Genomic DNA, 23,196 nt, shown 5'->3' with positions numbered 1-23,196 from the left:
AAACTATGGATATTATTTTACTTGAGCGCATTCCTCGTCTTGGTCAGATGGGTGATATTGTCTCAGTTAAAGATGGTTATGCGCGTAATTTTCTCTTGCCTCAATGTAAAGCTTTACGCGCAAATGAAGCTAATAAAAAACATTTTGAGGTACAACGTGCACAACTTGAAGCACGTAATCTTGAACGGAAAAGCGAAGCGCAAAAAATTGCTGAAAAACTTGATGGACAATCATTCATTGTTGTTCGTTCTGCTGGTGAAACGGGACAACTTTATGGTTCTGTGTCAACACGTGATATTGCTGAAATCATAACAGATGAAGGCTTTTCTATTGGAAGAAATCAAATCGAACTTAATCATCCAATAAAAATGATCGGTCTTCACACTATCACTCTTAGCTTACATCCAGAGGTTCAAATTTCTGTGATTATTAACGTTGCGCGTTCTACCAGTGAAGCACAACGCCAAGCAGAAGGTGAAACTCTCACTTCGGCTAAAGAAATATATAATATTCAAGAAGAATTATTAGAAGAAAGTCAGGAAGAATTATTGGCAGAAGAAATTAATGACAACGATATAAACAGTTCTCATCAAGAAGCTTAACTGCTATTTTTGCTTTGTGTTTTATATTTTTTATTCCATTTTAAATATTGTTCATAAAATACTCACACTTTAAAAGTGAGTATTTTATGGCTATCGTACATAAATAACCTAATTTTTATGAAAGAATTAGAAATATATTATTTAAAGGCATTACATGCCGAGAATGATAATATCACTAAGAGGAAATGTCTTTTGTCTTCCAGCATATAAAGCAAAAATAATTTAAAGTCCTACCCTTAAGGCTAAAGTTTGTATGAGCGTTAAGTTGATTATATCCTCACATGATCTGAAATAATTTCAGTTATAAAAAAATAATTCTACTTACACAGATATTGGAATTTTAAGGTTAAGTAACTTAAAAATACTTAAATTTAGAGTAGCAAAACTTCCACTTTAAAATCACATATTATAAAATAAAATAGATAGACGTTATATAAATAATACACAAATGATAAATGAGGAACGAAAAGAGAGTTTTAAAAAATTATATAATTTTAACTTAAAATGAAGATTTGTCGCTCTATTCTTTTAATTATACGATTTTCAATTTATCGCCTAAAGTAGCTAGACTTAGAATTTTAGTGGAAAAATATTATGGAAGAAACTAACGTTGTTAATGTCAGCTCTTCAAAGAAAGAGGATTCTCCTTCTTTTCGGCAACTTCCGCATAATATTGAAGCTGAACAGGCATTGCTTGGTGCCATCTTTATCAACAATGATTCTCTTGACCGCGTTTCAGATTTTCTAAAACCAGAACATTTTTTTGAACCATTGCATCAAAAAATTTATCATGTTTTATCTCACCTTATTAAAACAGGAAAACGTGTAGATCCAGTTACAATCAAGCCCTATATCCAAATGGAAGAAAAAATTGGAGATATTACTGTATACCAATATGTTGTTCGCTTAGCCACAGAGGCAGTCACTATTATTAACGCTGAAGATTATGGACGCGTCATTTACGATCTTTTTATCCGACGGTCTTTGATTAACCTTGGAACTCAAGTTGTCAATACAGCCTTTGATGCTCCTGTAGAACTCACGCCTACCCAACAAATTGAAACTGTTGAAAATCAGTTATTTGAGCTAGCAGAAAAAGGGAAATATGGAGGTGGATTTGAAAATTTTAATGAGGCTATTAAAAAAGCTATCGATATGGCAAGTGCTGCGAAAAAGCGCTCTTCACAATTATCAGGGATAGCCACCCATATTAAAACACTTGATGAAAAAATGGGAGGATTACAAGCATCTGACTTAATTATCCTTGCGGGGCGCCCTGGTATGGGTAAAACCTCACTGGCTACCAATATTGCCTTTAATATTGCTAATGCTTATAATCGTAATGCCAATATCCAAGAAAATGAAGGCGGCATTGTGGGATTCTTCTCACTTGAGATGTCATCCGAACAGCTTGCAACCCGTATTATTTCTGAACAAACAGAAGTCTCTTCTTCTGATATTCGGCGTGGTAATATTTCAGATGAACAATTTTCAAAAATTATTCGTGCGGTGAACCAACTACAAAAGGCACCACTTTATATTGATCAAACTGGGGGAATATCAATTACGCAATTAGCTGCTCGTGCGCGGCGTCTCAAGCGGCAACATGGTTTAGATATCTTGTTTATTGACTATATCCAACTCATGACAAGCAGTTCAAAGCGTTCATCAGAAAATCGTGTCCAAGAGATCACAGAAATTACCACAGGATTAAAAGCATTAGCGAAAGAATTGAATATTCCTATTATCGCTCTCTCTCAACTTTCACGTCAAGTAGAAAATAGAACAGATAAACGTCCACAGCTCTCAGATTTACGTGAATCTGGTTCAATTGAGCAAGATGCAGACATCGTTCTTTTTGTCTATCGCGAAGAATATTATCTCAAAAATGAAGAACCAAAGTTAGGTAGCTTGGAACATACAAAATGGCAAGAAATAATGGACAAAGCTTTTGGAAAAGCTGATGTTATTATTGCAAAACAGCGCCATGGGCCGACAGGAATCGTGCCCCTTGCCTTTCAATCTGATTTCACACGATTCAGTGATCTTGCCGATAGCAATTATCTTCCAGAGCAAATTGGTTAAATCAACATGGTACGTAATCGTATTCAATTTATCTGTCAAAATTGTGGCACTGTTCATTCTCGTTGGGCAGGAAAATGTAGTGCTTGTGGAGAATGGAATTCCCTTATCGAAGAAAATATAAATGGCGGCATAGGAAGTGGTCCTAAGCAGAATACGCGTAAAGGACGCATCGTTGCCCTTACATCTCTTTCTGGAGATATCCAAGATGCTCCACGTATTTATTCTGGTATTGCGGAACTTGATCGTGTTACCGGTGGGGGCTTTGTCCGTGGATCGGCACTCCTTGTTGGAGGTGATCCGGGTATTGGTAAATCAACATTGCTGACACAAACAGCTGCTGCTTTATCACGTAAAGGATATAATGTCATCTATGTTTCAGGTGAAGAGGCTATTGCGCAAATTTGTCTGCGCGCACAAAGGCTTGAAGCTAACAATACAGAGGTGAAACTTGCTGCTGAAACCAATGTTGAAGATATTCTGGCAACCTTAAGCGAACATAAAAACCTTGATATGGTGATTATCGATTCGATTCAAACCCTATGGTCAGATACAGCAGATTCAGCACCTGGCACTGTCACACAAGTACGTATCGGTGCTCAGGCAATGATCCGCTTTGCCAAGAAAACAGGAGCCGCCGTTGTTCTTGTTGGGCATGTTACAAAAGATGGACAAATTGCTGGTCCTCGGGTCGTTGAACATATGGTTGATGGCGTTCTCTATTTTGAGGGTGAAGGAGGACATCATTATCGCATTCTTAGAACTGTAAAAAATCGCTTCGGACCAACAGATGAAATTGGTGTCTTTGAAATGTCTGATAAAGGATTACGCGAAGTGATAAATCCATCCGAATTGTTTTTAGGAGAACGTAATGAAAAAGCCCCAGGCGCTGCTGTTTTCGCCGGTATGGAAGGAACACGCCCGATACTCGTAGAAATTCAAGCGCTTGTTGCTCCTTCTTCCCTTGGGACACCAAGACGTGCGGTTGTCGGATGGGATGGAAATCGTCTTTCTATGATTCTTGCCGTTTTAGAAGCCCATTGTGGCATTCGTTTTGGACAGCATGATGTCTATCTGAACGTGGCAGGTGGCTATCGCATATCAGAACCCGCTGCTGATTTAGCTGTAGCCGCTGCTTTGGTATCTTCTCTTGCCAATATCGCATTGCCAACGGATTATGTCTATTTTGGTGAAGTCAGTCTTTCAGGAGCTACCCGCGCTGTTGCACATTCAGCACAGCGCATAAATGAAGCCAAAAAACTCGGCTTTCAAGGAGCCTTTCATCCCACAACAACAACCGAAATGATGAAGTCGCTCAACTTTAAACAAAAAACTTTCTCCGACCTTCCCGAACTCGTTGCTACTCTTACCGTAAGTAAAAAATGATCTGCACCACAGATATGATAATATAGAAAAAACTCTATAACATACAAAAGATCCTTGCTATAAGAACAAAAAATGGCATAACAAAAAATATATTTGCACACAGACTTAAAAGAACGCAACTTTATGTATAAGGAACAAACAAATGATCATAACAATCCTTGATGGAATTGTCGTAGTAATCATCCTGTTGTCCGCTTTTCTTGCTATGCTTCGAGGATTTTCACGTGAAGTGTTATCGTTGATTTCTTGGGCAGTTGCAGCTGTTACGACACTGTTTTTATTCAAACCTGTCTTACCTTTCTTTGAACAATATCTCTCTAATAAAATGATTGCATTGATCACAACATTGGTCACAATTTTTATTATTGTTCTCATTATTACTTCAATTATTACAATGAAGATCTCTGATTTTATTATTGATAGTCGAATTGGTATCCTTGACCGTGCTATTGGTTTTATTTTTGGAGCACTTCGTGGTTTACTTATCATGGTCATCGGTATGTTGCTGATTAATGCACTGATTAAACCCGAGCTTCAAGCGAATTGGTTAAAAAATGCAAAAACAAGACCCATTTTAGATTCATTGGGACAAAAAGTTTGGGAAATACTCCCAAAAGATATTGGATCTGTTCTCGAAAAGGCTGAAAATTTGTTTAAAGACAGCAATAAACATACGTATGAGCAACACTCTCATGAAAAGATAATTTTAAAAAATAGAGAATAGTTTTTCATGAGGAAAAAGAACTAAATGATGTAAAATGTGATATTAATGATTCCTCCATATCACAACTGAAAGAATATAATGATAAAAAGCGATGTTTTCTGTCAAGAATTTTCATTAGATGATGATACCCTTCATGAAGAATGTGGAGTTTTTGGTATTCTTGGGCATGAAGATGCCGCAACATTAACAGCTCTTGGACTCCACGCACTTCAGCATCGTGGGCAAGAAGCAGCTGGGATTGTTTCTTACCACAATAAAATATTTCATCAAGAAAAGCATTTAGGTCTTGTCGGTGATCACTATACAAACCCTGCAACACTTGCGCGCTTACCAGGAAATCGTGCTATTGGACATACCCGTTATTCAACAACTGGAGAAGTGGCATTACGCAATGTTCAACCCCTTTTTGCTGAATTGAAAGTTGGAGGTATTGCTATTGCACATAATGGTAATCTTACCAATGGTCTCACATTACGCCGTGAACTCATCGCTTCTGGTGCTATCTGTCAATCAACGTCAGATTCAGAAGTTTTTCTCCATCTTATTGCCCGCTCACGTTATGAATCGTCCTCTGATCGTTTTGTTGATGCGATTCGGCAAGTAGAAGGTGGGTATGCTATGTTAGCGCTCACACGTACAAAGCTTATTGCGGCACGCGATCCAACAGGAATTAGACCTCTCGTGATGGGAGAACTTGATGGTAAGCCTATCTTTTGTTCTGAAACTTGTGCTCTTGATATTATTGGAGCAAAATATGTCCGTGATGTTAAAAATGGAGAAATCATCATATGTGAAATACAAAAAAATGGGGAAATTACGAAAAAAATTATAAAACCAGAAAATACAAAACCAGAAAAACTTTGCTTGTTTGAATATGTTTATTTTGCCCGCCCAGACTCAATCGTTGGAGGACGTAGTGTTTATACAACACGCAAAAATATGGGAATCCATTTAGCACAGGAAGCCCCTTGTGAGGGTGATGTTGTGGTTCCTGTTCCTGATGGAGGAACGCCTGCCGCAATTGGCTATGCACAAGAAATTGGAATTCCCTTCGAGCTTGGTATTATTCGTAATCACTATGTTGGCCGCACTTTTATCGAACCAACACAACAAATTCGCGCTTTTGGCGTCAAGTTAAAACATTCGGCAAACCGTCCTGTGATTGAAGGAAAACGTGTTATTCTGGTTGATGACTCTATTGTACGTGGAACAACATCCCTTAAAATTGTACGAATGCTTCGCGATGCAGGAGCAAAAGAAGTTCATATGCGCATTTCTAGCCCTATGATTTTTTATCCTGACTTTTATGGTATTGATACACCTAAAGCTGAAAATCTTTTAGCAAATCAATATCCAGATTTAAAATCTATGTGTGATTTTATTGGAGCGGATTCATTAGAATTTCTTTCAACGGATGGATTATATCTTGCTGTAGCAGGGGAAAAACGGAATAACGCCGATCCACAATTTACTGACCATTATTTTACTGGATATTATCCTACGCATCTGGTTGATCAAGAAAATCTCTCCAAAATTCATCAATCATCTGTTCTTAAAACAAGAGATTAATGATGGCAAAATGTGATTTTAGTCTCCATGGGCGTGTGGCACTTGTTACTGGCGCATCAAGAGGGATTGGCTATTATTTGGCACTCGAGCTTGCTGCACGCGGGGCTCATATTATTGCTCTTGCACGAACAGTCAGTGGACTTACTGAATTAGATAATCAAATCCGAGAAAAAGGAGCTCATGCAACCCTTGTTCCCCTTGACTTGCATCATATGGAAAACATCGATACTCTTGCTATCTCAATTGCCAAACGCTGGAAAAAACTTGATATTATCGTTGCAAACGCAGGAATTCTTGGAACACTCTCACCAATAGCGCATATAGAAAACACGGTATTTGAAGATGTTTTTCAAATAAATCTTTTCAGCCAATGGCGCTTAATGAAAGCCGTTGAGCCTTTATTACGTGAATCTGATGCTGGACGAGCCATCCTGTTATCCTCAAGCGTTGCGCATGCTGCGCGCCCTTTCTGGGGAGCTTATGCAGCCTCTAAAGCGGCTTTAGAGGTGATTGCCCGTTGTTGGGCAGAAGAACTCAAACAAACCCCTATTAAGATTAATTGTGTCAACCCTGGTGCCACACGCACTGCCATGCGCGCTGAAGCTATGCCTGGTGAAGATCCACAAACTCTGCCTTCACCACAAGAGGTCGCAAAAAAGATCGTACATTTGTTATCACCTGATTTAAAGGAAACTGGAAAACTCTTTAATGTCCATAAAAATCGGTTTGTAAATTATCACATACCTGATTGATCATCATATGAGAAGTAAATCGTTTGACTCTCTCTTTTTTCTGTGCTCTTCGACAGAAGCATGAAGCACTTTATGATTCTTGGATAGCTTTAGCATCAGCCTTTTTCTCTTCTAAAGTAGCACGTTTATTATAAGCGATAAAACTACAGGGGAGAAAAATAATATAGCTAACAGCTGTAATCAATAAAGTTTCCCATGTGTAAGTCGCAAGAAAACCGACATAAATAACAATGACCAACATGCACGGTATAACGATATCGCGCCTTAAATTTTGATCAATTGTTTTTGCATTCCATACCGGTAAACGACTAATCAAAAGAAAAGCAATAATTACAGTATAAAGACTAAAAAATAATGCCCACCCCCAATTGGGAACCAAACCAAGAGTGCCTAAATAGGTAGGCAATAAAAGTAATAATGCTCCTGCTGGTGCTGGAACACCAACAAAATAACTTTTCTGCCACTTAGGTATATTGGGGTTATCTAACATCACATTAAAACGTGCTAATCGCAAACAACAAGCAACACAATAAACAAGAGCAGCAACCCAACCAATGTGATTTGCTTGATTCAAGATAAAAGAATAAACAATGAGTGCAGGGGTAACACCAAAATTTATAACATCAGCAAGAGAATCCATCTGTGCCCCAAAAGATGAACTACCATCTATTAAACGGGCAATGCGACCATCAGCACCATCTAAAACTGCGGCCAAAAGCACCATTAAAATAGCAGCTTCATAGCGATGTTCAAAAGCCAAACGAATACTGCTCATCCCTGCACAAATTGCTAAAATAGTAATGATATTGGGAATGACATACCGCATCGATGTAGGTGAACGCCGCCGATTTGCACCTTCATCATGCTGCCCCTCAGGATTGAATGAAGAAAATGGCGAAAAATTTTTCATTGTGAGTCCTAATCGTATCTGAAATCCGTTGTGGCACTCTTATCATCAAAAGAACCCAAAACTGTTTCTCCAGCAATTGCTGTCTGTCCAACTGCAACACGCACTTTCATTTCAGTTGGTATATAAATATCAAGGCGAGAACCAAAACGAATCAATCCAAATCGCTCACCAGTCATAACGGCATCATTTTCTTTTGACCAGCAAACAATCCGGCGTGCAACCATTCCCGCTATTTGTACGATACCGATTTTACCATGTTTGCTATCAATTACCATCCCATTACGCTCATTAAACTGACTAGCTTTATCAAAGTCAGCATTAGTAAATCGACCTGGCTGATAAACGATAGACTCTACTGTACCACTGATAGGAATACGATTAATATGGCATGAAAAAACATCCATAAAAATGGAAATACGGATCATTTCATCTTTCCCTAATCCTAATTCTTCAGGTGGAACACATGATTCCACAAATGAAATACGCCCATCTGCAGGCGACATAACCCAATTTGAATTCAAAGGGATCACACGATCTGGATCACGGAAAAAGTATACACACCACACCGTGAGAATGAGACCAAACCAAAACAACGGACTCCATATCCAACCAAGAATGAGCGAAATAACAAAAAACGCTACAATAAAAGGATAGCCTTCTTTATGAACCGATACAAAGCTATTATGGAAAGATTGCAGAATACTCATATAATTTCCTATTCATCGTAAACTTAAACAAGCAACAAATCTTTTTGTTCCTCTTGTGTCTTTTTATGTATTTAATCAATCACTCCATATAAAGATATAGATTACATTTTGCTCTATTTATTTTTTACGATTAACAACACTCATCTCATCTTCTTCACGCATTTTACGTAACTTTTCTTCAGCTTTCGTTGCTTCAAGCTGCTTATTCCACATTGAAGCATAGAGACCTTTCTTGCGTAAAAGCTCTGTATGCGTCCCATTTTCAATAATACGACCACTTTTAAGAACTAAAATTTCATCAGCATTGATAACAGTAGAAAGACGGTGAGCAATAATCAATGTTGTACGTCCACGGCTTACAATATCTAATGCTTGTTGAATTTCCTGTTCCGTCGCCGTATCAAGAGCCGCCGTTGCTTCATCTAGAATAAGAAGTGGGGGAGCTTTTAAAAGTGTCCGGGCAATAGCCACGCGTTGTTTTTCACCACCTGATAATTTGAGACCTCGCTCTCCTACCATAGACTGAAAACCTTCCGGTAAAATTTCAATAAATTTTGATATTTGTGCCATTTCAGCAGCTTTGCGCATCTCTTCATCTGTAGCACTTGGACGCCCATAGCAAATATTATAGGCAATTGTATCATTAAATAACACCGTATCTTGTGGGACCATGCCAATCGCTTCACGCAAACTCTTTTGTGTTACGTCACGAATATCCTGCCCGTCAATTGTGATAGAGCCCGCATCAACATCATAAAACCGAAAAAGCAACCGAGAAATAGTGGATTTACCGGCACCAGATGGACCAACAATGGCGACTGTTTTTCCTCCCGGAACTTTAAAATCAATATCTCTGAGAATCTGACGTCTCGAATCGTAGGAAAACTTTACCTGATGAAAACAAATGGTCCCATCACTTATCTCTAACGGTTTAGCATCCGATTTATCAACGATCTCCTTCTGAACATCTAAAAGATCAAACATTGCTTCAATATCCGTTAAACCTTGTCGAATATCACGATACATTGACCCAATAAAATTTAGTGGAATAGAAAGTTGCATTAAAAGCGCATTAATAAAAACAAAATCTCCTAAAGTTTGTGTCTTATAAAAAACTTCATAAGCTGACATCAGCATCATGATCGTCATTCCAATACCAAAGATAAGAGTCTGACCAAAATTAAGCCAGCTTAACGATGTCCAAATCTTCGTTGCGGCTTTTTCATAACCTACCATAGAAGCATCAAATCGATCGGCTTCTAGAGTTTCATTACCAAAATATTTGACCGTTTCAAAATTCAAAAGAGAATCAACAGCGCGAGTATTCGCCTCAGTATCCGCTGTATTCATTTTTTGTCGAATGCGAATACGCCAATCACTCGCCTTAATGGTAAATAAGATATATAATCCAACCGTTGCAACAACGATGAGAAGATAATGCCACCCATAACTTATGTAAAATACCAGTGCCGTTAATATAAATTCTAAAACTGTCGGTACTGTACTAAGAATTGAAAATCTTACAATCGCTTCAATTCCTTTTGTTCCACGCTCAATCACACGAGAAAGCCCACCTGTTCGGCGTTCCAAATGAAATCGCAAGGATAACTCATGCATATGTACAAAGGTTTTATAAGCTAATTGACGAACAGCGTATTGACCAACAGTGGCAAACAGGGAGTCGCGTAATTGATTTAATCCAGCCTGCATAATACGCGCGACATTGTATGCCAAAACGAGCATGATGGGAATAATCCAACTGGATGGGAACCATTCAGGTAGCTGAAAGCTTGAATCAAGCACATTCGTAGAATATTTAAATAAATACGGTACAGATATGAGAACGAGCTTAGCCAAAACAAGATAAAATATTGCCCATAGCACACGCATTTTTAGATCACGCCGACCTACCGGCCACATATAGGGCCATAAATTGTAAAGTGTGTGCAGAGTCTTCCCTGTATCTGATGATACAGTTTTTGTCATTTCATTGCGTTTCATAAAGTCCTTACTTCTCTATCATCCGCACAAACAGGCAAAATACCCTCTGTGGTTATTTATAGATTTATCTCTTTATTATACTTCCAATAAGCTATACCTACCCGTTTTTTGAAGTTAGACTGTTTTTGAAAAAGGAACAAGAAATAATCCACTATACAATTTATTATTTTGATCTGTATTTTCATACCACTCTGCTGCGAATAAACTTTCAACTTTTACATGTTTTTTTTTCAATTCTGCCTGAAGCCACTTTTTTGTTTTACCAATCTCTTTAAGTCCATCATCAATAACTTCACCATTTTCTATTAAAATCGTCGATTTCTTTCCCTCTTCCTTTTTAATGACAGTGCAATCACCATTGGTTTCCAAACGAACAAAAGCAGCTTCATGTAAGTGACACCCTTTAAGACGTAACATCGTAATGAGATCATTAATATTGATCCCTAAGTTCTTAATCTTATCCATTTGGAAAACTCCATCTAAAACTAATGTGACATTCCGCCCTGCAATAAGACGACGAAAAAAAACTGAATAACGTGCAATAAAATTAAAAGATGTAATCAAGGTTTGCCAGATGAGTAAAACAAGCAATAATTGAATGCTACTAATATTCTGATTATAAATAACGCCTCCAATAATACCTCCCATGACAAAATTACTGACCAAATCAACTGGTGTCATTTGACTAAGACTCCCCCGCCCCGTCGTTCTTAAAATAAATAAGAAGGCAACAAGACCTACAGCCAGCTTAAGCGCGATATATCCATAATGATATAAAAATTCCATCATATTCTCCTTTTTTATGGAGCTGCTGGAATAGAGACATTAGTGTCGCTTTATTTCCCACACAGTTATGCGCTCACCACTCTGCGGATCCTTACTGTCTTTTAAAAGAACCCCCTCGGCTGCAAGCTCATCACGAATTGTATCCGCAGCTTCCCACTCTTTATTATGGATAAGTCTTAGTCTTTCGGCAATGCGCTGATCAATAAATTTTGTATCAAGGAAAGTTTTTCTTATAAATAATGGGCAATCTATTTCTTTAATCCATTCTTGTCTTAACAGTCCTAATAAATTCATTCCATTTACAAGAGCCAAAGCATTTCCTTCCTTATAAAATTTTCGCAAAAGAGTCAGTGCTTTTGGAGTATTAAGATCATCACTAAGTGCATCTATCAAAGTATCATCAATTGCTTCATTGTTTTTCATCTCACTCTTTTTGCTGCGAAGCCATTTATACCAACGATACAGTTCGCTGCTCGATTGTATTAAACGCTGTGCAGTCCAATTTAATGGTTCACGATAATGCGTTTGCAACATCGAAAAACGCGCAGACAAACCAGCCCAATTTTGCTTCATTTCATCGGTTAAAATACCATTAAGCTCCAAAAAATTATTCTCTAAAACAGAACGAATAGTTATGAAATTGCCAAAGCTTTTCGACATCTTTTTGCCTTCAACTTGTAAAAAACCATTATGCATCCAAAAATTAGCCATTCGCTCCGTCCCAAAAGCTGAACAACTTTGTGCAATCTCATTTTCATGATGAGGAAAAATTAAATCAATTCCACCACCATGGATATCAAAAACATTGGCGGTCGGATCATCACAGGTTAAACCACCGCCATAGGGCGCTAATAACTTTGCCATTGACATTGCAGAACATTCAATATGCCAACCTGGACGACCTAAAACAGGAATTCCGCCCGGTGATTCCCAACCTGGTTCTCCTTCCACAGAAGGCTTCCATAAAACAAAATCCATCTCTTCCCTTTTATAAGCAGCAACATCGATACGCGCCCCCGCCCTCATTTCATCTAAAGAACGATTTGCAAATGCCCCATAATGGGGAGGATTTTTTATGCTACTTACAGAAAACAATATATGGTTTTCCGCTTTATAAGCGTGCCCCTTTTCAAGCAATCTTTCAATTAAAGAGCGCATTTCCTCTAAATGCTCGGTTGCGCGCGGCTGGCTGGTTGGCAAAAGACAACCAAGTGCTATTGTATCTTGCTGAAACTGAGAATATGTACGTTCTGTTAATTGACGAATAGCATCATTCAATGACAAGTTTGGATATTCGCAAGCTGCTCGTGCATTAATTTTATCATCAACATCTGTAATATTACGTGCATATAGAACATGCTCATTACCATAAACATGACGCAATAAACGAAATAAAATATCAAAAACAATGACAGGGCGTGCATTTCCTATATGCGCATAATCATAAACTGTCGGACCACAAACATAAAGACGTACTCTTGTCGCATCTATTGGTGTAAAATTTTCTTTTTTACGTGTCAGCGTATTATAAAATCGCAACTCTTTCATTTATTGACTCCATGAACGATATTATGCACCGATCCTTTTAGATGTATCTTATCTCAAATTATTGTATTACGCTGTTTAGGCTAAAAACTTTTATCTTATAGTAAATTCTTCTTACCATTTTCCCATTGTATTCACGGCTGTATCCATCATTTATCATAAAAATAATCTATTTTATTTGATTGGACAAAAGCGTTCTATCATTAGAAATGCTTTCCCTCCTTAAAGAAAACGAGCTTAGAAAAAATTCTATAGGTAATACAATATAAATCTATGTGAAAAATAGATAGTTTGCAGAAAGAAAATCTTAAATTTTAAACTACACAAAGCTTCATCAGTATTTTCAATATTCCACAATGGGTTCCTTACTATCTCTTACGCCCTATATTTTATAATCAATAATTGAGAATAATGTAGCAATCAACTCTATTTTTTACACCGTTCTCATGACAAAATTATTTTATCTTTACAGAGTTTTATTCAAAGAAAGCAATAAAAATAATGCGTAATAGATTGATGAACATCATTATTTTAATATTTCTTGTCATTTCAATGCCAACCTTTGCACAACAATCTCCACCTTATGAAAAAAAATTACTCCGACTAGCAGAAATTTTGGGATCATTGCATTCTCTCCAAAATCTTTGCGAGCCTCCAACAAACCAATGGTATGACTATATGAATGCACTGATTGAAGCAGAACACCCCATTCCACAAAGACGTGCTTATTTTTATGAAGCGTTTAATGAAGCGTATCGTGCTTTCTCAGAAAATTATCATCATTGTACACAAGAAGCCATTGAAGCCAATCAAAGATACATTGAGGAAGGAAGAACTTTATCTGAAAACCTCCTCATGCATTATAAATAATTAATCTATACAAAAAGTATCTCTCTCAATTTTAGCGGTATCAATGATACTCCTTTCACAAATGCGGGGAGCAATAAACCAGCTCTGAAAATAGAGAGACGTTTAAAGAATAATGTCTCGATACGCTTTTATTCGTATGAGCGCCTTTTTCCCCATACAAAATCGCTCTTTGGCTTCCTCCCCACACCTCAAAGGACGAAGATTTTTAACTAAATTTGCTCTGTAAATAATCTAGGTTCTTGTTGAACAAGGTTCCTCTTGGCTTCTAACGCATGTAATTTGCTGCATAGTTTCTACAAACAAGCCTAAGAATATTCACCACGCATTAAAAAAACACTTATGTATCAAAGAGGCTGACATACCCTATATCACCACTCTAAAGGATGGTATTTTACGGCATACTTATAATTTTAATCTGTTTACACCAAAGTTTCCATAAATTTAACAGGCTCTCCTTGTGAAGGTGTGACAATTTCACCTTCCCACATAACGCGCATACCACGGATAATAGTCCCAACAGGCCAACCTTTAACTTTTTGACCATCATAAGGTGTCCAACCGGCGCGAGAACCAATTAAGCTATTCGTAATAATTTCTTCTCTCTTAAGATCAACAATGGTTAAATCAGCATCAAACCCAACAGCAATGCGCCCTTTACAGCTTATACCAAAAATACGACTAGGGCCATGTGAAGTGAGATCAACAAAACGTTCAAGAGATATTTTTCCTGCATTCACATGTGTCAACATAATTGCTGCTGTTGTTTGCACGCCTGTCATACCTGAAGGTGAAGAGGGATAAGGTTGAAGTTTTTCTTCAAGAGTATGAGGCGCATGATCTGAGCCTAAGACATCAATTATTCCTTGTTGAACACCGTACCAAAGAGCTTCACGGTGGCGCAATTCACGAATAGGCGGATTCATCTGAATTAATGTACCAAACTTCTTATAATCATCAGCCGTGAGTGTCAAATGATGTTGTGTCACTTCAATTGTTGCAACATCCTTATGTTTTTTTAGAAAATCAATTTCTTCTTCTGTCGAAAGATGTAACACATGAATGCGAGCCTTCGTCTCATGAGCAATTTTTACCAAACGCTGCGTACATTTTAATGCCGCAACTTCATCACGCCAAATCGGATGTGACGATGCATCACCTTCAATACGCAATATTTTACGCTCTTTGAGCCTCGCCTCATCTTCAGAATGAAAAGCCGCACGACGGCGTGTATTCTTCAAAATAAGGCGTACACTTTCATCATCATCAACCAAAAGATCACCGGTAGAGGACCCCATAAAGACTTTAATTCCAGCCGCACCAGGAAGTCTTTCTAATTCAGACAATTCATGAGCATTTTCACGCGTTCCTCCAACCCAAAATGCAAAATCACAATGCATTCGATGAAATGCGCGTTTAACCTTATCGCTTAATGTTTCTTCTGATGTTGTTAATGGACTGGTATTAGGCATTTCAAAAACTGCCGTAACCCCCCCTAACACAGCAGAATACGAGCCACTTTCCAAATCCTCCTTATATTCATTTCCTGGTTCACGAAAATGCACTTGGCTATCAATAATTCCTGGTAAAATATGAAGCCCCGTACAATCAATGACCTCACTAGCCGATGCACATGTAAGGTCGCCTATTTCAGCAATACGACCATTTGTAATACCAATATCACGCTTGCTTCTTCCATCATGATTCACAAGTGTTGCACCTTTAAAAATTGTATCAAATGTTTTAAACATAACCACGCTCCTTACATATTGCTCACTTATCGATTATGTAACTTTGAGCAGAAAGGCAAGAACCATGATTAAAAAACAAAATGCCATTTGCTTAAAAAACCGCGGGCTTATTCAAATTACAGGCGAAGAAGCAACAGATTTTCTACAATCCCTGATCACGACAGATGTAAAAAAAATCAGTCCACAGGAACTTTTCCCTGGAGCCCTTTTATCCCCACAAGGAAAGGTTCTTGCTGATTTTCTTATCGGAAAAAAAGAAGATGGTTACCTGATTGATATCAGGATGCCTTTAGCTGATACGCTCCATAAGCGTCTGTTGCTCTATAAGCTGCGCAAAAAAGTAGAAATTACACAACCATTCCAAGAGCTTGTTACAGTTTCTTTGAATAATGAATCAGATTCTTTAAATTTTGATTCAAGTTTTGTTGATAAACGCTTCCCACAACAAGAAAAAATAATACGAATCTATAGCAAAAAACCTTTTTTAACTTCAGAATATCATGACACATGGAATCGATTGCGTATCCGTTATGCAATTGCGGAAAGTGGTCAAGACTATGAAGTTGGCAAAGTCTTTCCTCATGATATTAATTACGATCAAATCAATGGACTTGCATTCAATAAAGGATGTTATATTGGACAAGAAATTGTTTCACGAATGCACCACCGCCGTGCAGCACGTCGCCGTATTTTTATTGTAAAAGGCCAGTGTGAATTAACCCCTCAATCTAGCATTGAAGCAGAAACAAAAGTAATTGGCTACTTGGGAACATGTGTAGAAAATGAGGCTCTTGCTTTAATGCGTATTGACCACGTCAAAGATGCTATGGATCATAACATCCCCTTTACTGTAAAAAACATTCCTGTCACTATAAGCATTGCTGAAAATATGAATTTTACCTTTCCTGAAAATACTATAGAAAACACTCATGGCTAAAGCTGAATTATTAAAAAATGGAGAAGCCCGCGCTTGGCAAAGAATGCTCTCTGGAAGGCGACTTGATCTTCTCAACCCTTCTCCTTTTGATGTTGAAATTGAAGATATTGCCCATGGACTTTCTCGCGTGGCACGTTGGAACGGTCAAACACGAGGAGAGCATGCCTATTCTGTTGCACAACATTCACTTTTGGTTGAACAAATATTTCAAAAACTTTTTCCACAATCGGGAAGCAACGAATGTCTTTATGCCCTTCTTCATGATGCTCCAGAATATGTCATCGGCGATATGATTTCCCCTTTTAAAGCTGTCATAGGAAAACAATATGAACGCGTTGAAAAACGCATCCAAGATGCTATCCACATGCGCTTTTCTCTTCCCGTTGATCTTTCTCAAAAACTTTTAAAAAAAATTAAACAAGCCGACCGTATTGCTGCCTATTATGAAGCGATTACGCTTGCTGGATTTAATACAGAAGAAGCCCTTCGCTATTTTGGCTCTCCCAATAATATTCTACCCGATGATCTTAATTTATCCCCCTATTCTACACAACACATTGAAAACGCATTTTTAACGCGCTTTAATGACTTGGATGCCCAAAGATTATAGACTCTTCGCATTGTTGATTCCTTGTCATTACAGAATCATCACACTGACTTATAATAATAATTCATTGTTTTTTCATTTTGAATGAGAGCTCCTAATATCGTAAGCTTCACTCATTTCAAATCTGTTTATATTGAATCAATCAAAATCATTCTCTTGCACACCACAAGTGGGGCTGGCGTGTAGATAAAACTTTTTAAAGAAAGAATTAAAATGCTTCTTATGAACTATCTCAAGTGCTAAGCGCTGTCGCAACATTGAAAATTGGCAAAGTGCGTGATGATGCCGGCTTGCTCTCTTATGAAGCGTAAAGACGGGAGTGCTCTATAAATTTTATACACTTCATAAGGGACTTACTACTATACTATCCACGAACGCCGTCGCGAAATAGGATTGGGTACCTTAAGAAAGCTTTCTTTAAAAAAGCACGTGAATTAGCGACCCAATGGCGTTCTGTTTTGCATGAGAGGCGTGACTTCATTAAAGAAATGGAAAAAATCACAGTTCAAATTGCATACAAAATATATTAAAAATGCACATTCATTATCAAAATAACAAATGTTCTCTTGTCAAACCTTTCATCTTAAACTGAAGTTTATTTTAGTTTATAAACTTCATTATCCGCTGGGAAAGCACGAGATGTGACATCCTCTGCATAATTCTTTATTGCAGTTTCCATGGCTTGTTCAAGGTCTCCATAACGGCGTACAAATTTTGGCACATGAGAACCATAGCCCAACATATCTTCCATAACCAATACTTGCCCATCACATTGATTGGACGCCCCTATACCGATCGTAGGGATAGAAAGCTTATTTGTCAGTTTCACCGCTAAAGGTTCGACCATTGCTTCTAAAACAACAGCAAAAGCACCTGCCTCTTCAATCGCTGCTCCATCTGCTTCAATTCTTTGCCAATCATTCTCCTTGCGTCCTTGTGTTTTAAAACCACCAAAACGATTCATTGCTTGGGGTGTAAGACCGATATGCCCCATCACTGGAATGCCACGTTTACACAAAAAATCTATTGTTTCGGCTATATAAACGCCCCCTTCAAGCTTAACTGCACCACACCCCGTTTGTGCAAGAATGCGCGATGCATTTAAAAAAGCTTGCTCTGGACTTTCCTCATAAGAACCAAAAGGCATATCAATAACAACAAGAGCTTTTTGAGATCCACGCACCACGGCTTTCCCGTGTGAAATCATCATATCTAAATTAACAGGAAGCGTTGTCTCAAACCCATACACAACCATCCCAACGCTATCACCAACCAAAAGGATATCGCAATATGGATCAGCAATCCGCGCAGTATAAGCTTGATAAGCTGTTAAAGAAACAATTGGCTGTTGTCCCTTTCTTGCACGTATTTCGGAAGATGTTATACGCTTTACGGTTTTATGTACACTCATTTTCCACTCTTCTCTTGCAATATATATTGATCAATCAGCCTTACCTCACCAAAGCGGACAGTAAGGAGTAAAACCGCCGGTTTATTCAATGTTCCTTTAACCACGCATAAAGTTTCCATATCCCGTAAATCTATCGCTTCAATGATTGCACGCGTTTCTTGTTGTAAAATATCACGAACAGTTTTGCATAATTTATCAACCGACCGTTCACCTTCATGATAAAGCTTTTCAGCAGCTTTTCCACTTTCAGGAATAATTTTGGCAGCTTTACGATCTTCTAATGTTAAAAGCTGATTGCGTGAAGAACAAGCTACACCATCTGACTCCCGTAGAATAGGAACTCCAACGATTTCAATAGGAAAAGCCAAATCTTCAACCATACGCCGAATAATTAAAATTTGTTGAAAATCCTTTTCCCCAAAAAAAGCCTTATCTGGTTGGACAATGTTAAAAAGTTTAGCAACAACGCTTGTTACACCACAAAAATGCCCCGGACGTAATTTTCCCATCAAAATACGTGATAATTTTTTCACTTGTACAATTGTATCATTCCCCAGTGGCCACATTTCATCTACAGAAGGAGCAAAAACACATTCAACACCTGCTTCTTTTAACAAAGCACAATCGCCCTTCAAATCTCTTGGATATTGAGAAAAATCTTCATGAGGTCCAAATTGCTTTGGATTGACAAAAATAGAAACCACTACGCGATCACACATTGCTCTTGCATACTGTACTAATGCAAGATGGCCATCATGCAATGCCCCCATTGTTGGAACAAAACCAATCGAAAAACCTAAACGTCGTTCCTCTGAAGTATATTGGCGGACTTCAGCAATTGTCTTTAAAATTCTCATTTTCCCATTCAATTATCATCAGATCAACCAATTAATGCCTGCACACCAAATTGGCGCTCAAACAATTGTATCATATTCATGCGCACTGACGGCTGCTTTATATCTCGTGGCTCCCAGACATGACGCATAAGAAAAAAACCCGTTAGTATAAAACCATTTATTATGTCACTAAAATCAGCAGGACGAGTCGTTCTTTGTACAAGAAACTGTGGTAGAATGAGAAGCTTTTTTTTCCAAGGTTCCCCTGCTTCTTCACAGACAGCCCGTCCAGATTTTGGTGATACGTAATGAAGCCTTTCCTGACGACCTGTTGCAGCACAACAAGATAAATCAAGACCAAAACCAAGTTCTTCAAGAAGCCGCATTTCAAAACGTACAAGCAATTCTGCATTTACAAATGGTTCATCAAAATTCTGCATAAAAAGGTGTAAAATATCATATAAAATGGGGTGCGGATCACGTTCGGGAAGAAGCCGCAAATGAAAAGCTATCAATTGCAAAGCATAAAGTGCTTCTGGTAGACAGATTAATCGTGCCGCATGTAAATCAAGAGCTTCAAGCCGAAAAAGTCCCAAATGTTCGTCTAAACGAGCCCACCATTCAGCCTCCACAAAATTTCCAGGTTGAAGAAGAGCTGCCATACGACGCGACCGCCCCCCTTTTACCACTCCCATATAACGACCATGTTCACGTGTCATAATCTCAAGAATAACACTTGTTTCACCATATTGGCGCGTACCAAGAATAACGGCTTGTTCTTTCCACTTCATTTTACTTTAATTATTTTTTAAAAATCTTATTTTAAAAAATCCAATCCCATTTCGCGATAACGTTCTGGATCGGTATCCCAATTATCGCGCACTTTCACAAAGAGAAAAAGATGAACCTTTTGATCCATAATTTCCATGAGTTCTTTACGTGCTGCTTGTCCAATCGCTTTAATTGTATCGCCTTTTGCTCCTAAGACAATTTTTTTCTGACTCTCACGCTCGACATAAATAACTTGATTAATTTTAACGGAACCATCTGAACGCTCTTCCCAGCTTTCTGTTTCAACCGTTGAGGAATAAGGAAGTTCATCATGAAGACGAAGAAAAAGTTTTTCACGCGTAATTTCAGCAGCAAGATGACGCATGGGCATATCAGAAATTTGATCTTCCGGATAATACCATGGCCCCTCCTGCATCATATTACTCAACGCATGAAGTAAATCCTTGCAACCAGAACCGTTTAGAGCAGAAATCATAAATGTTTGCGCAAACTTTACACGTTCATTTATTTTAGTGGTTAACGCTAGAAGAGATGATTTAACAACTGTATCAACCTTATTAAGAACAAGAACTTTTTCTTGTTTCAGATTGTTTACAATATCTAACATCATATCAACTTCATCCGAAAGACCATTTTGAGCGTCGATTAAAACGAGTAGAACATCAGCGCTCTTAGCCCCTCCCCAAGCAGCAGAGACCATGGCTCGTTCTAAGCGCTTATGGGGACGAAAAACACCCGGTGTATCGACCAACACAATTTGCACATCATCATGAATGACAATACCGCGGATTAAAGTTCGTGTTGTTTGTACCTTATGCGTTACAATTGAAACCTTTGTTCCAACCAATTGATTAACCAGTGTCGATTTACCGGCATTAGGCATCCCAATAAGCACAACAAACCCAGAACGCGTTTTCATAACGTCACTCATGATCATTTTTTCCCACTGTTTTCCATACACCCTCTCGTCGCAAAATTTTTTCAGCTGCCATTCTTTCGGCATATCTTTTGGAGCTTCCCTGCCCAATCTCTGAAGCAAACCCAGAAATACTGACCTCTACCATAAAAACAGGATCGTGATCGGGACCTGAACGTTTGATAACCTGATAATGTGGTTGTGCATTGCCTTGGATATGCGCCCATTCTTGTAATTCTGTCTTGGCATCACGTCGACCAGCATCCATTTTCTTTGCCCGACTTTGCCAATATTTTTGAATAAAAGGGCGAACACTTTCCAATCCTCCATCGAGATATATCACGGCAATCAAAGCTTCCACGACATCTGCATGCATATTGATAAGTCGACGCCCCTCGAAATTTTTCATCTCAAAACCAACACGAATCATATCAGGAAGCCTCATTTCACGCGCAATATCAGCACATGTCTGCGCATTGACAAGATGATTCAAACGGACTGATAATTCACCTTCACTTGCCTGAGGAAAAAGTTGATACAGCATTTCCGCAATCAAAAGCCCTAAAACCCGATCCCCTAAAAACTCTAGTCGTTCATAATTTCCCTGTTCCGAATCTTGTACACTCGAATGTGTTAATGCCTTCGTTAACCTCTCTTCATCTTTAAAACGATGCCCCGTCAGCTTGAAAAGCTGATCAATCATGAGACGTTTCATCGTTGTTTCCTTGCTTGATAAGCGGCAAATCATGAACCGTATTTATGAAAGAAAACAAACGTTTCCAACGCACATCAAATGGCCAGCGCCAAATCTGCCAAGCACTTGAACCGTTACTGATAGAAAAGAAAATCACGCTCGCGCGACCAATAAGATTTTCTTCTGGAACATAGCCTACATCTAAACGACTATCATCTGAATTGTCGCGGTTATCTCCCATCATAAAGTAATGTCCTTGAGGAACTTCAAAAACTTTTGTATCATCAACTTTCGGGATGAAAGCTAAATCAAGTGTATCATAACTGACACCGTTAGGCATTGTCTCGCGATAAACCTCAACAGGATAGTTAACCTCTGTTATATCAGAATTATTAATCTCCCCCATAAAGTGACGTGAAACAGCCTCATCATTAATATAAAGAACACTTTGACGGACTTGTATACGATCACCTGGTAGCCCAACAACGCGTTTTATATAATCAATCTTCGGATTACTTGGTAAGCGAAAAACGACCACATCTCCACGTTGAGGTTGAGATGCCCAAATCCGTCCAGAAAAAAGAGGGGGAGAAAAGGGGATGGAAAAATGAGAATACCCATATGCATACTTAGAAACAAACAGATAATCTCCCACCAACAAAGTAGGACGCATTGAACCGGAAGGAATACTAAACGGCTGGAAAAAAAGTGTCCGAATAAACGCTGCTAAAAGCAGAGCCTGTACTAAAACAGAAATAAATTCACGAATCCCACCTTTTTTTTCTTTTTTATGCACTTTATCTTTTTGGATCATCACCAACTGCCTTCTCATCACAGATATAATTTTTTTTCATCATAATATTCAAATAACAAAAGCACAATCTCTCACGCCATCTATCCACGTGGAAGTGCTTCGATAATAATAAATGCCTGTGCCCAAGGAAAATCATCTGTTATGCTAAGATGAATAACTGCATCATGATGAGGAGGTAATAACTTTTGAAGTTGCATTTGCGCACGATTTGTTAATTGCATTATTGGTTTACCAGATGGCAAATTAACTACCCCCATGTCTTTCCAATTGATACCACAAGCGATTCCCGTTCCTAAGGCTTTAGCACATGCTTCTTTAGCAGCAAATCTTTTTGCATAGGAAGAGGAGCTTTTTTTGAGATTTTCAGATCTATTTTTTTCAATATCCGTAAAAATACGTTGGATAAAACGCTCACCATAACGAACCAACATTTTCTCAATACGTCGTATATCAACCAGATCATTTCCAAGACCAATAATCATAAGATATTAACCCGATCTTTCTCAA

The 23,196-nt window shown here is 38.3% G+C and carries 22 protein-coding genes and 1 pseudogene; 10 read left to right on the top strand and 13 right to left on the bottom strand.

The features are described from left to right. Positions 1 to 5 precede the first annotated feature (5 nt). The 6 genes from rplI (at position 6) to ACFIK0_RS01895 (ending at position 7,115) form a co-directional block, all read left to right on the top strand. The gene (gene rplI, locus ACFIK0_RS01920; protein ID WP_375663397.1) at positions 6 to 602 is read left to right on the top strand and encodes a 50S ribosomal protein L9; all 597 of its coding nucleotides are present in this window, start codon (positions 6 to 8) and stop codon (positions 600 to 602) included. 594 nt (positions 603 to 1,196) lie between these two features. Beyond that, positions 1,197 to 2,687 carry a replicative DNA helicase gene (locus tag ACFIK0_RS01915; RefSeq protein WP_273791081.1) on the top strand — a complete coding sequence of 497 codons (1,491 nt, stop codon included), beginning with the start codon at positions 1,197 to 1,199 and terminating at the stop codon, positions 2,685 to 2,687. A gap of 6 nt (positions 2,688 to 2,693) precedes the next feature. Continuing rightward, positions 2,694 to 4,070: a DNA repair protein RadA gene (gene radA / locus ACFIK0_RS01910; RefSeq protein ID WP_375630763.1), complete on the top strand. Its 1,377-nt coding sequence runs from the start codon at positions 2,694 to 2,696 to the stop codon at positions 4,068 to 4,070. A gap of 142 nt (positions 4,071 to 4,212) precedes the next feature. After that, positions 4,213 to 4,794, top strand: a complete 582-nt coding sequence (locus tag ACFIK0_RS01905) for a CvpA family protein (RefSeq protein ID WP_273791083.1) — start codon at positions 4,213 to 4,215, stop codon at positions 4,792 to 4,794. 78 nt (positions 4,795 to 4,872) lie between these two features. Then, positions 4,873 to 6,363 carry an amidophosphoribosyltransferase gene (gene purF, locus ACFIK0_RS01900; RefSeq protein WP_273791084.1) on the top strand — a complete coding sequence of 497 codons (1,491 nt, stop codon included), beginning with the start codon at positions 4,873 to 4,875 and terminating at the stop codon, positions 6,361 to 6,363. Positions 6,364 to 6,365: 2 nt separating this feature from the next. Beyond that, entirely contained in the window at positions 6,366 to 7,115 is a 750-nt protein-coding gene (locus ACFIK0_RS01895; RefSeq protein WP_273791085.1) for an SDR family NAD(P)-dependent oxidoreductase, read from the top strand. A 70-nt stretch (positions 7,116 to 7,185) separates the two neighbouring features. On the opposite strand, the gene pssA is transcribed toward ACFIK0_RS01895, so the two are convergent. The 5 genes from pssA to cysS all read right to left on the bottom strand — a co-directional run bounded on the left by pssA (position 7,186) and on the right by cysS (position 13,067). Next, on the bottom strand, positions 7,186 to 8,025 hold the full coding sequence (pssA, locus tag ACFIK0_RS01890) for a CDP-diacylglycerol--serine O-phosphatidyltransferase (protein ID WP_375657719.1): 840 nt from the start codon (positions 8,023 to 8,025) through the stop codon (positions 7,186 to 7,188). A gap of 8 nt (positions 8,026 to 8,033) precedes the next feature. Next, positions 8,034 to 8,732: a phosphatidylserine decarboxylase gene (locus ACFIK0_RS01885; protein WP_273791087.1), complete on the bottom strand. Its 699-nt coding sequence runs from the start codon at positions 8,730 to 8,732 to the stop codon at positions 8,034 to 8,036. 117 nt (positions 8,733 to 8,849) lie between these two features. Next, positions 8,850 to 10,733, bottom strand: coding sequence for an ABC transporter ATP-binding protein/permease (locus tag ACFIK0_RS01880; RefSeq protein WP_273791088.1), 1,884 nt, complete (start codon positions 10,731 to 10,733; stop codon positions 8,850 to 8,852). Positions 10,734 to 10,847: 114 nt separating this feature from the next. Next, positions 10,848 to 11,519: a DUF421 domain-containing protein gene (locus ACFIK0_RS01875; RefSeq protein WP_375613046.1), complete on the bottom strand. Its 672-nt coding sequence runs from the start codon at positions 11,517 to 11,519 to the stop codon at positions 10,848 to 10,850. A 39-nt stretch (positions 11,520 to 11,558) separates the two neighbouring features. Next, a complete protein-coding gene (cysS, locus tag ACFIK0_RS01870) occupies positions 11,559 to 13,067 on the bottom strand; it encodes a cysteine--tRNA ligase (RefSeq protein ID WP_375660517.1) in 1,509 nt (502 codons plus the stop codon). Between the two features lie 498 nt (positions 13,068 to 13,565). Here cysS and ACFIK0_RS01865 point away from each other — a divergent pair, with 498 nt between their 5' ends. Next, entirely contained in the window at positions 13,566 to 13,934 is a 369-nt protein-coding gene (locus ACFIK0_RS01865) for a TIGR02301 family protein (protein ID WP_375657721.1), read from the top strand. 419 nt (positions 13,935 to 14,353) lie between these two features. Here ACFIK0_RS01865 and ACFIK0_RS01860 read toward each other — a convergent pair whose 3' ends face one another. Beyond that, positions 14,354 to 15,682: a dihydroorotase gene (locus tag ACFIK0_RS01860; protein WP_375630776.1), complete on the bottom strand. Its 1,329-nt coding sequence runs from the start codon at positions 15,680 to 15,682 to the stop codon at positions 14,354 to 14,356. A 64-nt stretch (positions 15,683 to 15,746) separates the two neighbouring features. Here ACFIK0_RS01860 and ACFIK0_RS01855 point away from each other — a divergent pair, with 64 nt between their 5' ends. From ACFIK0_RS01855 to ACFIK0_RS01845, 3 genes and pseudogenes are all read left to right on the top strand, one after another. Then, positions 15,747 to 16,619 (top strand): YgfZ/GcvT domain-containing protein, encoded by an 873-nt coding sequence (locus tag ACFIK0_RS01855; protein WP_375659939.1) that lies wholly within the window; start codon positions 15,747 to 15,749, stop codon positions 16,617 to 16,619. Further along, the gene (locus ACFIK0_RS01850; RefSeq protein WP_375630780.1) at positions 16,612 to 17,229 is read left to right on the top strand and encodes a YfbR-like 5'-deoxynucleotidase; all 618 of its coding nucleotides are present in this window, start codon (positions 16,612 to 16,614) and stop codon (positions 17,227 to 17,229) included. The genes ACFIK0_RS01855 and ACFIK0_RS01850 overlap by 8 nt, the downstream gene beginning before the upstream one ends. A gap of 351 nt (positions 17,230 to 17,580) precedes the next feature. After that, a pseudogene (locus ACFIK0_RS01845) lies at positions 17,581 to 17,723 on the top strand (integrase); the annotation flags it as partial. A 98-nt stretch (positions 17,724 to 17,821) separates the two neighbouring features. On the opposite strand, the gene panB reads toward ACFIK0_RS01845, so the two are convergent. The 7 genes from panB to acpS all read right to left on the bottom strand — a co-directional run bounded on the left by panB (position 17,822) and on the right by acpS (position 23,171). Further along, on the bottom strand, positions 17,822 to 18,637 hold the full coding sequence (gene panB, locus ACFIK0_RS01840; protein ID WP_375630782.1) for a 3-methyl-2-oxobutanoate hydroxymethyltransferase: 816 nt from the start codon (positions 18,635 to 18,637) through the stop codon (positions 17,822 to 17,824). Beyond that, entirely contained in the window at positions 18,634 to 19,494 is an 861-nt protein-coding gene (gene panC, locus ACFIK0_RS01835) for a pantoate--beta-alanine ligase (RefSeq protein ID WP_375611217.1), read from the bottom strand. Before panC ends, panB begins: the two co-directional genes overlap by 4 nt. Before the next feature lie 23 nt (positions 19,495 to 19,517). Then, entirely contained in the window at positions 19,518 to 20,264 is a 747-nt protein-coding gene (gene recO / locus ACFIK0_RS01830; protein WP_273791097.1) for a DNA repair protein RecO, read from the bottom strand. 26 nt (positions 20,265 to 20,290) lie between these two features. Continuing rightward, positions 20,291 to 21,196 carry a GTPase Era gene (gene era, locus ACFIK0_RS01825; RefSeq protein ID WP_273791098.1) on the bottom strand — a complete coding sequence of 302 codons (906 nt, stop codon included), beginning with the start codon at positions 21,194 to 21,196 and terminating at the stop codon, positions 20,291 to 20,293. Beyond that, entirely contained in the window at positions 21,189 to 21,896 is a 708-nt protein-coding gene (gene rnc, locus ACFIK0_RS01820; protein WP_273791099.1) for a ribonuclease III, read from the bottom strand. Before rnc ends, era begins: the two co-directional genes overlap by 8 nt. Further along, on the bottom strand, positions 21,877 to 22,689 hold the full coding sequence (lepB, locus tag ACFIK0_RS01815) for a signal peptidase I (RefSeq protein WP_273791100.1): 813 nt from the start codon (positions 22,687 to 22,689) through the stop codon (positions 21,877 to 21,879). Before lepB ends, rnc begins: the two co-directional genes overlap by 20 nt. Positions 22,690 to 22,769: 80 nt before the next feature. Beyond that, positions 22,770 to 23,171: a holo-ACP synthase gene (gene acpS / locus ACFIK0_RS01810; protein WP_273791101.1), complete on the bottom strand. Its 402-nt coding sequence runs from the start codon at positions 23,169 to 23,171 to the stop codon at positions 22,770 to 22,772. Between the last annotated feature and the right edge of the window lie 25 nt (positions 23,172 to 23,196).

Origin of the sequence: Bartonella sp. CL63NXGY (genome assembly GCF_042194905.1) — a bacterium.
GTDB lineage: Bacteria > Pseudomonadota > Alphaproteobacteria > Rhizobiales > Rhizobiaceae > Bartonella.
This window is presented reverse-complemented; position numbering and strand designations above follow the sequence as displayed.